This is a genomic window from Paenibacillus sp. MMS20-IR301 (assembly GCF_032302195.1).
GTDB lineage: Bacteria > Bacillota > Bacilli > Paenibacillales > Paenibacillaceae > Paenibacillus_AQ.
The window spans coordinates 3187311-3200081 of record NZ_CP135275.1 but is presented as its reverse complement, the minus strand read 5'-3'; the positions used below and the strand labels follow the sequence as shown (position 1 = coordinate 3200081).

General features: G+C 52.0%; 12 protein-coding genes. 3 read left to right on the top strand and 9 right to left on the bottom strand.

Going from position 1 to position 12771, the window contains the following annotated elements:
- Positions 1-4 precede the first annotated feature (4 nt).
- Positions 5-1468, top strand: a complete 1464-nt coding sequence (locus tag LOS79_RS14090) for a glycoside hydrolase family 1 protein (protein ID WP_315420767.1) — start codon at positions 5-7, stop codon at positions 1466-1468.
- Between the two features lie 580 nt (positions 1469-2048).
- Complete coding sequence (locus tag LOS79_RS14085; protein WP_315411724.1) at positions 2049-3200, top strand: IS110 family RNA-guided transposase; 1152 nt, start codon at positions 2049-2051, stop codon at positions 3198-3200.
- 555 nt (positions 3201-3755) lie between these two features.
- On the opposite strand, the gene LOS79_RS14080 is transcribed toward LOS79_RS14085, so the two are convergent.
- The 5 genes from LOS79_RS14080 to LOS79_RS14060 all read right to left on the bottom strand — a co-directional run bounded on the left by LOS79_RS14080 (position 3756) and on the right by LOS79_RS14060 (position 8246).
- Positions 3756-4406 (bottom strand): transcriptional regulator, encoded by a 651-nt coding sequence (locus LOS79_RS14080; RefSeq protein WP_315420764.1) that lies wholly within the window; start codon positions 4404-4406, stop codon positions 3756-3758.
- Positions 4407-4945: 539 nt separating this feature from the next.
- Positions 4946-5809 (bottom strand): IS3 family transposase, encoded by an 864-nt coding sequence (locus LOS79_RS14075; RefSeq protein WP_315416278.1) that lies wholly within the window; start codon positions 5807-5809, stop codon positions 4946-4948.
- 11 nt (positions 5810-5820) lie between these two features.
- Positions 5821-6138 (bottom strand): transposase, encoded by a 318-nt coding sequence (locus LOS79_RS14070; RefSeq protein WP_315416277.1) that lies wholly within the window; start codon positions 6136-6138, stop codon positions 5821-5823.
- Positions 6139-6367: 229 nt separating this feature from the next.
- Positions 6368-7657 (bottom strand): TerD family protein, encoded by a 1290-nt coding sequence (locus tag LOS79_RS14065; RefSeq protein WP_315420762.1) that lies wholly within the window; start codon positions 7655-7657, stop codon positions 6368-6370.
- Positions 7658-7682: 25 nt separating this feature from the next.
- On the bottom strand, positions 7683-8246 hold the full coding sequence (locus tag LOS79_RS14060) for a hypothetical protein (RefSeq protein WP_315420760.1): 564 nt from the start codon (positions 8244-8246) through the stop codon (positions 7683-7685).
- A gap of 82 nt (positions 8247-8328) precedes the next feature.
- Between LOS79_RS14060 and LOS79_RS14055 the strand changes: the two genes are divergently transcribed.
- The gene (locus LOS79_RS14055; RefSeq protein WP_315420757.1) at positions 8329-8877 is read left to right on the top strand and encodes a GNAT family N-acetyltransferase; all 549 of its coding nucleotides are present in this window, start codon (positions 8329-8331) and stop codon (positions 8875-8877) included.
- 57 nt (positions 8878-8934) lie between these two features.
- On the opposite strand, the gene LOS79_RS14050 is transcribed toward LOS79_RS14055, so the two are convergent.
- The 4 genes from LOS79_RS14050 to LOS79_RS14035 are packed head-to-tail and all read right to left on the bottom strand — an operon-like array spanning position 8935 to position 12760.
- The gene (locus tag LOS79_RS14050) at positions 8935-9936 is read right to left on the bottom strand and encodes an ABC transporter ATP-binding protein (protein WP_315420755.1); all 1002 of its coding nucleotides are present in this window, start codon (positions 9934-9936) and stop codon (positions 8935-8937) included.
- Positions 9933-10742 carry an ABC transporter permease gene (locus tag LOS79_RS14045; RefSeq protein ID WP_315420753.1) on the bottom strand — a complete coding sequence of 270 codons (810 nt, stop codon included), beginning with the start codon at positions 10740-10742 and terminating at the stop codon, positions 9933-9935. Before LOS79_RS14045 ends, LOS79_RS14050 begins: the two co-directional genes overlap by 4 nt.
- On the bottom strand, positions 10743-11561 hold the full coding sequence (locus LOS79_RS14040) for an ABC transporter permease (protein ID WP_315420750.1): 819 nt from the start codon (positions 11559-11561) through the stop codon (positions 10743-10745).
- Positions 11561-12760: a serine hydrolase domain-containing protein gene (locus tag LOS79_RS14035; RefSeq protein WP_315420748.1), complete on the bottom strand. Its 1200-nt coding sequence runs from the start codon at positions 12758-12760 to the stop codon at positions 11561-11563. The genes LOS79_RS14040 and LOS79_RS14035 overlap by 1 nt, the downstream gene beginning before the upstream one ends.
- Positions 12761-12771 lie beyond the last annotated feature (11 nt).

Below are 12771 nucleotides of genomic sequence, written 5' to 3'. Positions count from 1 at the left end.
TCCGATGCCTAACCAATTCCCGGACAATTTCCTGTGGGGCGGAGCGGTTGCAGCCAACCAGGTTGAAGGTGCTTACTGCGAGGACGGCAAAGGGCTGTCTACCGCAGATGTGGTCAAATACGTTCCGCCGGGACAGCGCATTGCTCTGGAGCACGCCCTCAGTATGTCCAGAGCGGAGCTTGCGGCCGCTGCCCTGGATGAGCAGGAGGGGAATTACCCCAAGCGCAGAGGCATTGATTTCTATCACCGTTACAAAGAGGATATAGCCTTATTCGCGGAAATGGGCTTTAAAGTGTTCCGGCTGTCGATCTCCTGGCCGCGGATCTTCCCGCGGGGGGATGAGCAGGAGCCTAATGAAGCCGGATTGCGCTTCTATGATAATGTCTTTGCTGAGCTGCATAAATACGGCATTGAGCCGCTGGTGACGCTCTCCCACTACGAGATGCCGGTGGAGCTGGTTACCCGTTACAACGGCTGGGAATCACGCGAGCTGATTGAGCTGTTCCTTAAGTATGCGGACACTGTCTTCCTGCGCTATAAAGACAAAGTGAAGTATTGGCTGACCTTTAATGAAATCAATGCGGCTATCCGCTTTCCTTATTTGGGGGCAGGAGTGCTGACTGAAGGGAAAGAGAATCCGAAGCAGACCGCTTATCAGGCGCTGCATCACCAGTTCATGGCCAGTGCGCTGACGGTCAAGCGGGCAAGGGAGATTAATCCGGGCTTCCAGATCGGCTGCATGCTGGCCCGCAAGCTGATCTATCCGTATTCCTGCCATCCCGGGGATGTGCTGAAGGCGCAGGCTGAGAACCAGCTGGCCCAGTTCTGTTCGGATGTTCAGGTCAGAGGATATTATCCGTCATACATCAAACGGCATCTGGCAGAGCATGAAGTCAGTATTAAGATGGAGCCTGGGGATGAGGCAATTCTGAAGGAGAACCGGGTGGATTTCCTTTCCTTCAGCTACTATATGTCTACAGCGGTCAGTACGGACGAGAGTATCACTGAACGGACCGAGGGCAATCTGTCGTCCGGTCTAGTGAATCCGTTCCTGAGAACCTCCGACTGGGGCTGGCAGATTGATCCGACTGGACTGCGGATTGCGCTTAAGGAGATGCATGACCGTTACCAGATTCCGCTATTCGTGGTGGAGAACGGCCTCGGGGCTGCTGATGTTGTGGAGGCAGACGGCACGATTCAGGATGATTACCGTATCGATTATCTGGCTCATCATATCGGGCAGATGGCTGAAGCGATTGCCGATGGGGTAGAGCTGTTGGGCTACACAAGCTGGGGCTGTATCGATCTGATCTCAGCCTCCACTTCTGAGATGCGTAAACGCTACGGCTACATCTACGTCGATCAGGACGATGAAGGCAACGGCTCGCTGGAGCGCACACGCAAAAAAAGCTTCTATTGGTACAAGAAAGTCATTGCCTCCAATGGCGCCGATCTGGCGAATGATTAGATTGGCAGGCAGGGGAAGCTGTACCAAAACGCTCCCGGGCAGAAATGTCCGGGGGCGATTTTTTGTTTGCGCGTAGTACTGTCTGTGGGGGGCCCTATCCCGACTTCGCACCAGAACTCCAAAGCAGCCCTTTACAACAAACTCTTGGCTCCATCAGCCTCCGTATCTGACTGCTACGCACATCAGGCCCCAAACTAACCCTTGGCTCCATGAGCTTCCGTATCTGACCGCAGCGCCACCAGAGTTGCTAACTAACTACGAACTTTGACTCTATGAATCTGTGCGGCTGAACGCAACGGACACCACAGCCTTTATTTTGTCTTTTTGGCGCATTTGGCTGGGCTTGCGGACCTGACAGCCCTTATTTCCCCTCGCCAAGCCGGTTTCACGGTGAAATGAGCTGAATAAAGGCTCCTGTGTCCGTAAAGCAGGCAGAGGGGAGCTTTTGGCAGGAATAGTTATCATGAACGAAACCGACATCGCAATTTGTTTATCTCGTAGGTTAAATTGGAAATCCTAAGAGTGAATGGCTCAAAGATCCCAATTCAGAGCTAACAAACAAAAAGGAGTCGGTTTACTAATGAGTATCGCCAAAAAGTATATTGGATTAGACGTATCCAAAGCCAAAATTGCTGTAGCCATCGCAGATGAGGGCCGTGGCGAACCCCGCTTTTGGGGGATTATTGAACATACCAAGGAACGCATACTAAAGCTTCTACATCAACTGCAAGGTTCCGGTGAATCCCGAGTGGAACTGGAAGTCTGCTACGAAGCCGGGCCCACCGGGTACATGCTTCACCGTTGGCTCCTCGAAGCCGGCATTGCCTGTACCGTTGTTGCTCCTTCTCTTATCCCTCAGCGCGCTGGGGACCGGATTAAAACCGACAAGCGGGATGCGCTTCGCTTGGCTCAACTCTTTCGGGCTGGCGAACTAACGGGGATCTACATCCCCTCTCCTGAGGAGGAAGCGCTCCGGGATCTCGTTCGAGCCCGCGAGGACGCCAAAGAAGATATGAACCGCCACAAGCAGCGCATGGGCAAGTTCCTGCTGCGTTTGCAGCTCTTCCCTCCAAGCAAGGTCAAGGCCTGGACCTTCGCCTTTGAAGAGTGGCTGGATACCCTCCGCTTCGAGAGTTCCTGCCACCGCATAGTCTTCCAGGAATACCGGGAGAGCATTCGAGAAACGGCAGAACGACTTCGGCGTTACGAAAAAGAGATCGAGCGTCTCTCTCACACCCATGTGCAGGCGCCACTTATTGAAGCCCTTCAGGCGCTGCGAGGAGTGGCCACACTCACCGCTACCACACTGGTGTCGGAGATGGTCAGTGTGACGCGGTTTGCCAGCGCCCCCTCGTTCATGAGCTACTGTGGGTTAGTACCCAGTGAACACTCCAGCGGTGTGAGCCGTAGTCAGGGAAAGCTGACCAAGGCAGGCAATGCACATTTGCGGCGGGTGCTGGTCGAAGCGGCCCACCATTACCGGCACTCACCGGGCGTACGGCGCAAATTGCGGGAGCGAATCAGCGGACTGCCGCCGGAGGTGCAGCGAATGGCCTTTGAGGCACAAAATCGACTTCATCGCAAATACATGACGATGCTGGGAAAAGGGAAGCACAAATCGAAAATCGTAGCCGCCATTGCCCGGGAGCTTGCCGGCTTTGTATGGGCTATTGCCAGAGTTCTGGAGAAGGGCGACCGAAACCCAGCCACGGATTCTCTAATTGCCGGATAACCCTTGCCGTACATGGACGACAAGGCCACACGTTACGTTACTGAAAAAAAGTCCCACCCTAAAAGAAAGGAAGTGAAAACCGGGAAGCTAGAGCATGACTTACCTTGGAGGCAAAATCGAGCAAGGTGAAGAGAAACGCCGCGGAAGACCTTTGTGCCCGTTTGCTTGCAAACGACGGACGAAAATAGTTAGCGGCAGGCTCTTCAGATGGATAGATACCATGTGTAAACCCACGAATATCAGGATGCCAACCAGCGAATGATTTTTGCCTCCAAGTTAAGAACATGCTCCTCCCTATGTGTTGAGAAGAAAGGTTAAACACTGCGTCAACCCTTTGGGAAAAAGGGAACCTCCTCTAAAAGACGTCAATTGATAGGTTTGTTTAAGTGCGCCAAAAACGGGATTGCTACTGCGGCGCTTGACTGTTTCGTTCATATCAAGGTCTCCTGTGTCCGTAAGCATTTGTACCAGCATCCCAAACTGCCAACTGGTTGTGTTCGAATTGCCGTTTCAACTAACATTTGCTCTAGCCGGCAGTCTGCCATTGTTACTTAGTTACACTCTGAGCTGATACGTCCGATTGCGCTGCTGCCCGCCGCTGGCGACATCCAGTAGCTGCAGCTGCACCAGCTCATTCAGAATGCGTCTGGCGTGCCGATCGGTAATTTTAAGATGATGCGCAAGTTCTGAGGGGGTGAATGCTCTGAGCAGACGTCTAGCGAAACGCAGGGATTCTGCCTCCAGACAAGGTAACGTGGAGACAATATCTGTTGCCATGAACTTGCCGATAAAAGACAACACCAGCTGCTGGCATTGCTTAGGCTCCTCTACAATGGAAGGATACGCTATTGGCAGAAAAGTCCAGCCGTCCAAGGCAAGCAGACAATGCCTGCGGCACAGATCCTTGAATCTTCGGACGTCGAGATCCCTGGCATGTGGTCCATAGCCCTGAATCTCAATCCCGCCTTTCACGCCTCCTGGCATATAGGCCAGATCCAGATAACGGTATCCGTTGCTGAAATCCCGCACTTCCCATTCCGGGTACAGATGGTCCAGATTGCCGATGGCCGGAAACCAAACCGTGCGGAGGAACTCTACTGTTCCGTGGCCAAGGCCTTTACCCAGCAGCTCTTTTCGTCTATGGTTACTTTCATTCTCCGTATTGATGGCTAGCCATTCATCATACTGTTGTTCAAATCTTGACATGTTTGTGCTCCTCCTTCAGTATTCACGCGAAAATTGCTTCTGCACACAAAAAAGCCGCCTTAACGCAATATCCCCGGATCTAACCGGATAGATAATGCATTAAAAGCGGTGTGTGCTTCACAACCTATGCTTCTTATTATAGCGCAGACATTACAGGATTCAATAAGTAGTTGGTGAATGTCTGAAAAATAGAGTGCGTGGATGAACTACTTGTACGATTACAGTTAAAGCAGCAGAAGCAGCGGCAGGAAAAGATACCATACTGCTATGAGCCTGCAGAAGTTGATGTGTACATTTTCAAGCGTAATCAGCATGCCGCAACGGACACCACAGCCTTTATTTTGCCTTTACAGCACATTAGGCAGGGCTTGCGGACCTGACAGCCCTTATTTCCCCTCGCCAAGCCGATTTCACCGTGAGATCAGCTGAATAAAGGCGCCTGTGTCCGTAAGGCAGACAGATGAGCGCTTTTGGCGGGGATAAGGTCTCCTGTGTCCGTAACCATGCACAAGGTGGACTTCTGTCAAGAAAGTAGACTGTCACGCAACGGATTTTTTAGTGAATTGCTTAGCAAAGCGGGCGGGGGAAAGATACCCCAGCGAGCTGTGCATTCGCTTGCGATTGTAATAGAACTCAATGTATTGGAAAATAGCATCATATGCCTGTTCCGGGTTTTTGAAGCGCGGATTACAGTAGATGAGCTCTTTCTTTAAAATACTGTGCCAAGACTCAATGCAGGCGTTATCGTAGCAGTTTCCTTTACGGCTCATGCTGGATTTCATGTGGTATGTCTTTAGTTGGTCGACATATTCTTTTGAGGTATATTGAGACCCTCGGTCAGAGTGATGCAGTAGGCCCTCGCCGGGCCGCTTCGCCGTGTAAGCCGCCTGCAGTGCGTCTAAGACCAGGCTCGTCTCCATATGGTTATACAGCCGCCACCCTACGATTTCTCGCGTGCATAGATCCATGACGCTAGCTAGGTATAAGCGACCTCCACGACAAGGGATATACGTGATGTCCGTGACCCATACGGTATTGGGCTTAAGCACCTTAAACTCTTGGTTCAGTGTGTTTGGTGCAACGGGATTGCTATGCTTGGAATCGGTCGTCTGCACACGGTATGGCTTAGATACAATAGAGCGGAGCTTCATTTCTCGCATGTACACACTCACTGTGCGTTTCGTGACCGTATAGCCTTCCTGATGCAGCAGGCGGGTGATCTTCGGACTTCCATACCGTTTTTTATGATCGTCAAAATGGTACCGGATTCGCTCCATAACGGCTGCCTTGCGGAGTGCCTGCAAACTGGCTTTGGCATTGAGCCACTTGTAATATCCGCTCCTGGATACCTGTAGGGTATTGCACATCTTCTCCAAGCGAAACTCGGAGCGATGGTCCTTCATGAACTGGAATCTTAGTTCCTTGGTTTGCTGAAGATGTGCACTGCTTTTTTTACGATCGCTAGTTCTTCCTCCGTGTCAGCAAGTTGAGTGTCTTTCTCCTGAAGCTGACGGCGCATCTCTTGGAGCTCGGCTTCGAGTTCCCGTACCCGATCCATACTTGCGACCGGTTCATTCTTTAGCTCCCGGTATTGCCCCATCCACTGGTGCAGCGTACTTTTCGGAATGTCCAGCTCTTGCGCGATGTCCCCTAAGCTCTTCGTCTGTTCTTGAATGAACTTCACCGTTTGCTTCTTATATTCTTCGTTGTACCGTTGTCGTTTTTCTCCCATAGGGACGCACCTCCGTTGCTCTTATTATCCCTCCGTCCGTTAACAGTCGTCCACTTTCCATTCTAATCCCAAGGAGCCCCCTCCTGAGGGTCACTATGTGATTTTACTCAAACTAACTAGCGGTTAGTCCGTAACGATTCGGCCGGCATTTCGCTTAACGCAAAATCTGCGGATCCAGCCCGGATAGATAGTATTGTTAAAGCAGCCACAACCAGCCACAACCAGCCACCTACTTACTCCCGGCCTCCCACCGCAGCCCCCAGTGATAATGCTGATCCAATTCCTCATGGCCGGCGAAATATTCTACGAGCCGCTCCACGCTGAAGGTCTCATCATTCTGATTATGGATCATAGCGATTGCGCACATTCCCTTGTGATTGTTATGCTCATCCAGCCGGACTTCAATCTCCGGTCCGCTCTGCTGCCGGATGGTCACAACAGCGTCAGCCTGCGACCAGTTCGTGATTCCCTCATAAATGAAGGCGAAGATGACAATCCTGCTGATTTCACTAAGATAGCGGCCGTTAATCCGCAGATTCTCACCAGTGGCTATGGTACCGGTCCGGTCATCTCCGTCAAGGGAGATATACGGCGGTCTGCTTAAGCTTCCGAAGGACTCGCCAAGTGCCTGGACAGAGCCTTTGATGCCATTTTTCAACTCGAACAGGCAACCCAGATCAAGATCGACGCCTTTGCTCCCGAACCAGCCGGATGATTTGTTCTGATGCCAGTTCAAATTGATCAGGATCTCACTCAGGGCCGCAGCCCCTTTCTGGAGACTGATCTTCTCCCCGCGCTTCTTAAGCAGGATGGAACCCGGGCTTGATGGCGGGGGAGCGGGCGGCAAATTGTCCGCCGGTCTAGGCCGTGAGCGCAGCTCAGGCAGGATCAGCGGCGGCTGCTGCAATGGATCTACTGTACCGGCGGGTGGAGCAGGCGGCTGTGAATGAATAACCTCAATCCCGTAACTCCGGCACAAGGCAGCTAAGCCTCCGGCATATCCTGAGCCTACAGCGCTGAATTTCCATTCATTGTTGTATCTGTAGATTTCTCCGGCAACAATAGCTGTTTCTACAGTGAACATGCTGCCCAGCGGGTACCGGAGGAGTTCTGTCCCGTCAGCATCATTGATAATCCGCAGATACACACCGTCTAATAACGAGAAGGTTTGCTGTCTTTTTTCCCAATCATATATTGTTAACGCAAAGGCCATCCGTTCATATTCTGCAGGGACCTGTCTAAGCTCAACAGCGATCTGTGTATTGTCAGTTAGTCCAGCGTAGGTTCGGGTGCCGGATTGCTGTACAGCCACGGACTTATTCGGATTAGAAGGATTGCCGTAAAAAATCAGGTCCTCATCTTTGGTGACGGTCTGCGCAGGTGTAAGCATAAAAACGGAAAAATCCACCTCAACGCCGGCTCCGGCGTTCTGCCAGCCCATCCCTACGATAATGCGGGAAAGAAGAGGGTTGTCTTTCGTCAAGCTGCATTTTTGTCCCTTAATCAGATTGAGCGTCATAAGAACCAGCCTTTCAAAAGAGGAATTAAAATCTTCCGCGTCTCCCGGCATCGAGATTCGGGCCGTTCAGACTGGATAATGAATCGAGGGAATATTGATGGATGCGCACGATATCCTGGACCTTTTGAAACTCCGGATCGGAAGGGCCAAGGTTGTCCATGAACATGCGCTGCAGAATTTCTTTATAGAAATTGATACGTTCCTCAATAAGCTGACACTCATATTCAATGACCTCTTCAAGCGAGTGCTGCTGAACAAAATCCATCAGGTCATCAGCGGGGTGGGTACGATCCTCCCGCTCGTTGCGTGAGGCAACCGGCGCATTTACATTCTCGAGATTGATGGTAGAACGTATATTATCGAAGTGGATATTTTCCTTGGCCAGCATGACCTGAAAGGGCTTATGCTTGAACAATTCCTGTACGACAAGAGCGCACATGGCCTGATTCCGCAGCAGGATGCCGTCAAAGGGGTGTAGGACCCATCCGCCCTCCTCCCGGTACAGGCTGAATGTGAAGTACTCTCCTCCGTACTCAAATTTCAGATTGATAGAAGTCTCAGAAGTAAGCTGATATTGAAATGCATCCATTACAATTTGCGCCTCCTGCATTTTCGTCATATGATTATCCTAGCATAGCAGAATATGGGGAATGTTGGGAGGGGGAATCACGATGATTATTAAGAAGCAGGAATTTGAAGTCAAGGGGCTTCATTATGTGATCCGTTCCGCGGTCAAAGGGGATGCCAAGCGGCTGTCCGGGGTAAGGCTGCAGGTGGATGGAGAGACTGAGCATATGGACCGGATTCCGGGGGAAGCTTTTATTGACGAAGCAGGGTTTGAACGGATCATCGAGGCGGATACAGACCATCCGCGGAATATATGCCTGGTTGCGGAGGCAGAGGGCGGGATTATCGGTTATTCCCGGTGTGCGGGCAATGATCTCAAGAGGTTCGAGCATAAGGTGGAATTCGGGGTAGGTGTGCTGAAGCAGTATTGGGGTTATGGCATCGGGAGAAATCTGCTCAAGGCATCCATCGCCTGGGCGGATGATAACGGCATCACCAAGATCATTCTGAGCGGTGTCCTGGAAACGAATGAGCAGGCGATCCGGCTTTACAAGAGTCTGGGCTTTGAGATTGAAGGCTTATTGAAACAGGACCGGATTCTGTCAGACGGTAAATATTACAGTACATATATGATGGCTAGATACATAGTTTAGCTGTGAAAATAGACCGGGCTTCAGCTGCCTGAAGCCCGGGTCAATGATCCATACTTATCAGCTCATGGCAGCGCCACTCTCATATATATTCATCACCACCTGCTGGATCGGCAGCTCCTTCACCGAAATGTCGGAGAAGCGGTGCTTCCGGGAGATGCTCTCCAGAAAATCACTGATGGAGATCTGCGCAGTATCCACCTCAAGCGTAATCTGCAGTGCAGACGGCCGCTCAATTACCCGGGTGTAGGCGTTGTCGAAGACCGTTCCCTCAGCAGATTCCGCAAACGTAAAGCTTACCCGTTTCTTGTCGCCCAGGAAGTGCTTCAGCCGCTGAAGCGAATCATCGAATACCTTGTCCCCGTGATTAATGACAATGACCCGGTGGGCCAGCTCCTCCACATCCTCCAGATCATGGGTGGTCAGAATGCAGGTCATATTCTGCTTCTGGTTTATCCGGCGGATGAACTCGCGGATCTTCGCCTTGGCGATCACATCGAGCCCGATAGTCGGCTCATCCAGGAACAGAATGTCCGGCCGGTGGAGCATAGCCATGACGAATTCACATTTCATCCGTTCACCGAGGGAGAGCACGCGGGTTGGTTTCTCGATTACATGGGTAATGTCCAGCAGGACAGCCAGCTCTTCCAGACGGTCTTTGTAATCCTGATCGGGAATGCCGTAGATGGCCTTGTTCATGTTGAAGCTGTCGAGCGGGGGAATATCCCAGATGAGCTGGGATTTCTGGCCGAAGACAGCTCCGATCTGGCTGACATAATGTTTCCGGTCCCGCGCCGGCGAATAGCCGAGCACCCGGATATCTCCGCTGGTCGGGTACAGTGCCCCGCAGAGCATCTTGATCGCGGTTGATTTGCCCGCACCATTGGGACCGAGAATACCGCAGATTTCCCCGCGTCCGATGCTGAAGCTGATATCGTTCACAGCCTGGATAACCACTTCTTCACGCCGGAAGAAGCTCTTCAGTGTCTGTCCCGCACCTGCGCCCCGCTTATATGTTGTATACGTCTTGGTTAAATGCTGCACCTCTATAACGGGCGTCATCCGCCTACCCCCTCGTACAATCTGATCATATGCCGGTACAGCCATACTCCTGCCGCCAAGAATAAGAAGCAGGGCAGGATGGCTATGAAATCGCTGGCCTGCACCCGGCCAAGTAACGCAGAGGCCGGAAGGAAGCCGATCATCCCCACGGGGATAATTAAGGTGGCAGCCGCCTGTACCGCCTTCGGAAAGACCGGCAGCGGGTATTTGCCGATATTCAGCACACTGTCCGCAAGCTCGGACATCCGCGAGTTGCCGACCCACTTGAAGGACATCGCGGCCATCATCAGGGAGATTCCGGCCAGAACGGCTGCCCCTGCGGCGAACAGCACGGCGAATTGCAGCCAGCCGAAGGCTGGAATGGCGGCTACGTGGAGAGCGGCGAATATGAATAATGCCGCACCGCCCAGAAACAGTCCGGCACTCTCCGTGGAAAAGGTGGTGGCGACAATATAGAACAGCGGATTCAGCGGTTTCAGCAGAACTACCTCGAAGCTCCCCTCACGTACATAAGACATCGTTCTCCAGAGAAGTCCGCCAAAGATCAGGCTGGACAGCCCGCTTGACATCGTGAATACCGATTGAATCAGCAGTACCTCGTACAGGGTCCAGCCGGGAAAGCTGGTGCCTGCCCGGTAAATAAGCAGGGTCACCAGCGGAAACAGAATATTGCCGATCAATGTAATCAGACTGCTGATAAGGAAGTTCATCCGGTACGCCGCTGCCGATTGGAGAGCGGAATACATGCACTGCTTATAAACATCCAGATACCGTTTCATCGATTGAAGGGTCCTTTCATAGGGCATTTATGCGCCTACCGCAGTAAACTGCTTCATGGCGAGGCGCCGGACCAGCTCATTCACTCCGAAGGTAACCAGTACAGCCAGTGCCTGCAGTCCGACTGCCTGGGGAATGGACAGCTCCAGCCCGCCAAGCGAATAGTGGCCAGTGAATACCATAGCAGGCATATAAGCGATGTACTGAAACGGAAGGAAGAACTGAATGACCTGCAGCCAGTGCGGGAAGAAATCGAGCGGAATGAGTGCACCTGAGAATATTCCCGCTGCCAGCATAAACGCGCTTCGGATTCCAGCCGACTGCACCAGCCAGAAGGAAGCCAGGCCAATGGTATAGTTCACATAGAAATTCATGAGAAAGGCAAGCGCCACGGACAGAAGAGTCCAAGGAAAGCTGGCCGGCCACATATCCACGCCAAAGATAAAGATGAAAATTAACAGGCAGGGCAAAAACTCAAACAGGAAGCCTAGTGACCTGTGGCCGATTTTCTGAAATAAGGCGAAGGAACGGTGGTGAACCGGGCGCAGATGGAAGGTAAGGAATTTACCGGTACGCACAAGCATGGATAAGTTCCAGTCGGCAAAATCCATAATCAGATAACCGATCAGCGCGGTAGCGCCGAAATAGCGGATCATCTGGGGGAGCGTGATGCCGCCCAGCAGCGCCTGATCCCCATAAACTGCAGTCCAAATAAAATACTGTACCATGAAATAGATAGGGCCTACGATAATGGACACCATGGAATGTGTACGGTAGGCGCTCCACTCCTTGTAGGTCACATCTGCTACCGAACGGCATATATTCCAGTTGTGTCTGAGCCGGTTCATTACATCAGTCCTGACCAGATAATATTCGTTACATTGTAGAGGCCTTCCGCATACCAGTTATCCCCGGTAAAAGGGACAAACCATACAGCAGCAAGCTGCTCCGTGGGATCGATAACCATACTGCAGGCACCTGCACCTTCATGCATGTAGGTGGTAGAAGAGTAGAGGAAGCCCGGTCCTCTGCGCATGTCCAGGCCGATGCCGTAGCTCCGGTCGCTGTTATAGCCGCCCCAGCAGTAGTCGGGTACTCCATAAAGGGTGCGTGTAGTAAGCTTCTCAACCGTCTTACGGCCGATAATACGGGTATCGCCCAGCGTACCCATGCCCAGCAGCATATTAGCGAAGCGGATGAGGTCACCAGGTGTAGAAGCCAGGCCTCCGCCTGTACTGGAAACGGTATGCCACAGCTTCTCCTGCTGGGATAGCCCGGAATCAGCTGTCTTACCGCTAATTAGATCATTCAGCCGCTGCTCATACATTTCATTTCGGATGATGAAGCGTTGAGCCAGCTCTGGAGTCGGCTCCCACATCGTGTCCTGCATCCCGAGGGGCTGCAGAATCTGCTCTGCTATATATTGTTCAGCGGTTACACCCGTAACTTTCTTGATAATTTCACCAAGCAGACAGAAGCCGAAGGAGCAGTACTGCCATTCCTCGCCGACCTTTTTGCTCACACCGTTGCTGAGTGCAGCAGTGATCCAGTCCGGAGGGCCATCCTCCAGGTTCACTCTGGCGAAATACTCACCGATCAATTGCCAATAGGATTTATGATAGGGAATGTAGTCAGGGGCACAGTCAGGATACAGGCCGGAGGTATGAGTCAAGAGGCTGTAAATATCAATTTTATTCAGCGGCTCTGCCTTGAACTGCTCCAGAATCTCCCCAACCGGGGTATCAAACCGGAAAATTCCATCCTCAACAAGCTTGGCAACAGCAACAGAGGCAACGGCTTTAGTAATAGAAGCAATTTTATGTATAGTGGTCGGTAAAAGCGGGTCAGTCTTGTCTTCCCGGAAGGAAAGCGGCCCGAGTGCGCCATGCATGAAGGTTTTGCCGTACCGTGAAACGCAGTAGGATGCAGCCTGGATTTTGTTCTGGTCAATCAGGTTCTGAAAGTGGGTGTGCAAGGTTGCAATTCTCGAAGCGTCATAACCTACCTCTGCCGGTGAACAGTCGGTAACGCCTGGGACATGCAGCATAATAGTTGTAG

Bases quoted from the DNA above. Each gene is read 5' to 3' on its own strand.
- LOS79_RS14090 (WP_315420767.1), top strand. From the start codon at position 5: ATGCCTAACCAATTCCCGGACAATTTCCTGTGGGGCGGAGCGGTTGCA.
- LOS79_RS14085 (WP_315411724.1), top strand. From the start codon at position 2,049: ATGAGTATCGCCAAAAAGTATATTGGATTAGACGTATCCAAAGCCAAA.
- LOS79_RS14080 (WP_315420764.1), bottom strand. From the start codon at position 4,406: ATGTCAAGATTTGAACAACAGTATGATGAATGGCTAGCCATCAATACG.
- LOS79_RS14075 (WP_315416278.1), bottom strand. From the start codon at position 5,809: ATGAAGGACCATCGCTCCGAGTTTCGCTTGGAGAAGATGTGCAATACC.
- LOS79_RS14070 (WP_315416277.1), bottom strand. From the start codon at position 6,138: ATGGGAGAAAAACGACAACGGTACAACGAAGAATATAAGAAGCAAACG.
- LOS79_RS14065 (WP_315420762.1), bottom strand. From the start codon at position 7,657: ATGACGCTCAATCTGATTAAGGGACAAAAATGCAGCTTGACGAAAGAC.
- LOS79_RS14060 (WP_315420760.1), bottom strand. From the start codon at position 8,246: ATGGATGCATTTCAATATCAGCTTACTTCTGAGACTTCTATCAATCTG.
- LOS79_RS14055 (WP_315420757.1), top strand. From the start codon at position 8,329: ATGATTATTAAGAAGCAGGAATTTGAAGTCAAGGGGCTTCATTATGTG.
- LOS79_RS14050 (WP_315420755.1), bottom strand. From the start codon at position 9,936: ATGACGCCCGTTATAGAGGTGCAGCATTTAACCAAGACGTATACAACA.
- LOS79_RS14045 (WP_315420753.1), bottom strand. From the start codon at position 10,742: ATGCCCTATGAAAGGACCCTTCAATCGATGAAACGGTATCTGGATGTT.
- LOS79_RS14040 (WP_315420750.1), bottom strand. From the start codon at position 11,561: ATGAACCGGCTCAGACACAACTGGAATATATGCCGTTCGGTAGCAGAT.
- LOS79_RS14035 (WP_315420748.1), bottom strand. From the start codon at position 12,760: ATGCTGCATGTCCCAGGCGTTACCGACTGTTCACCGGCAGAGGTAGGT.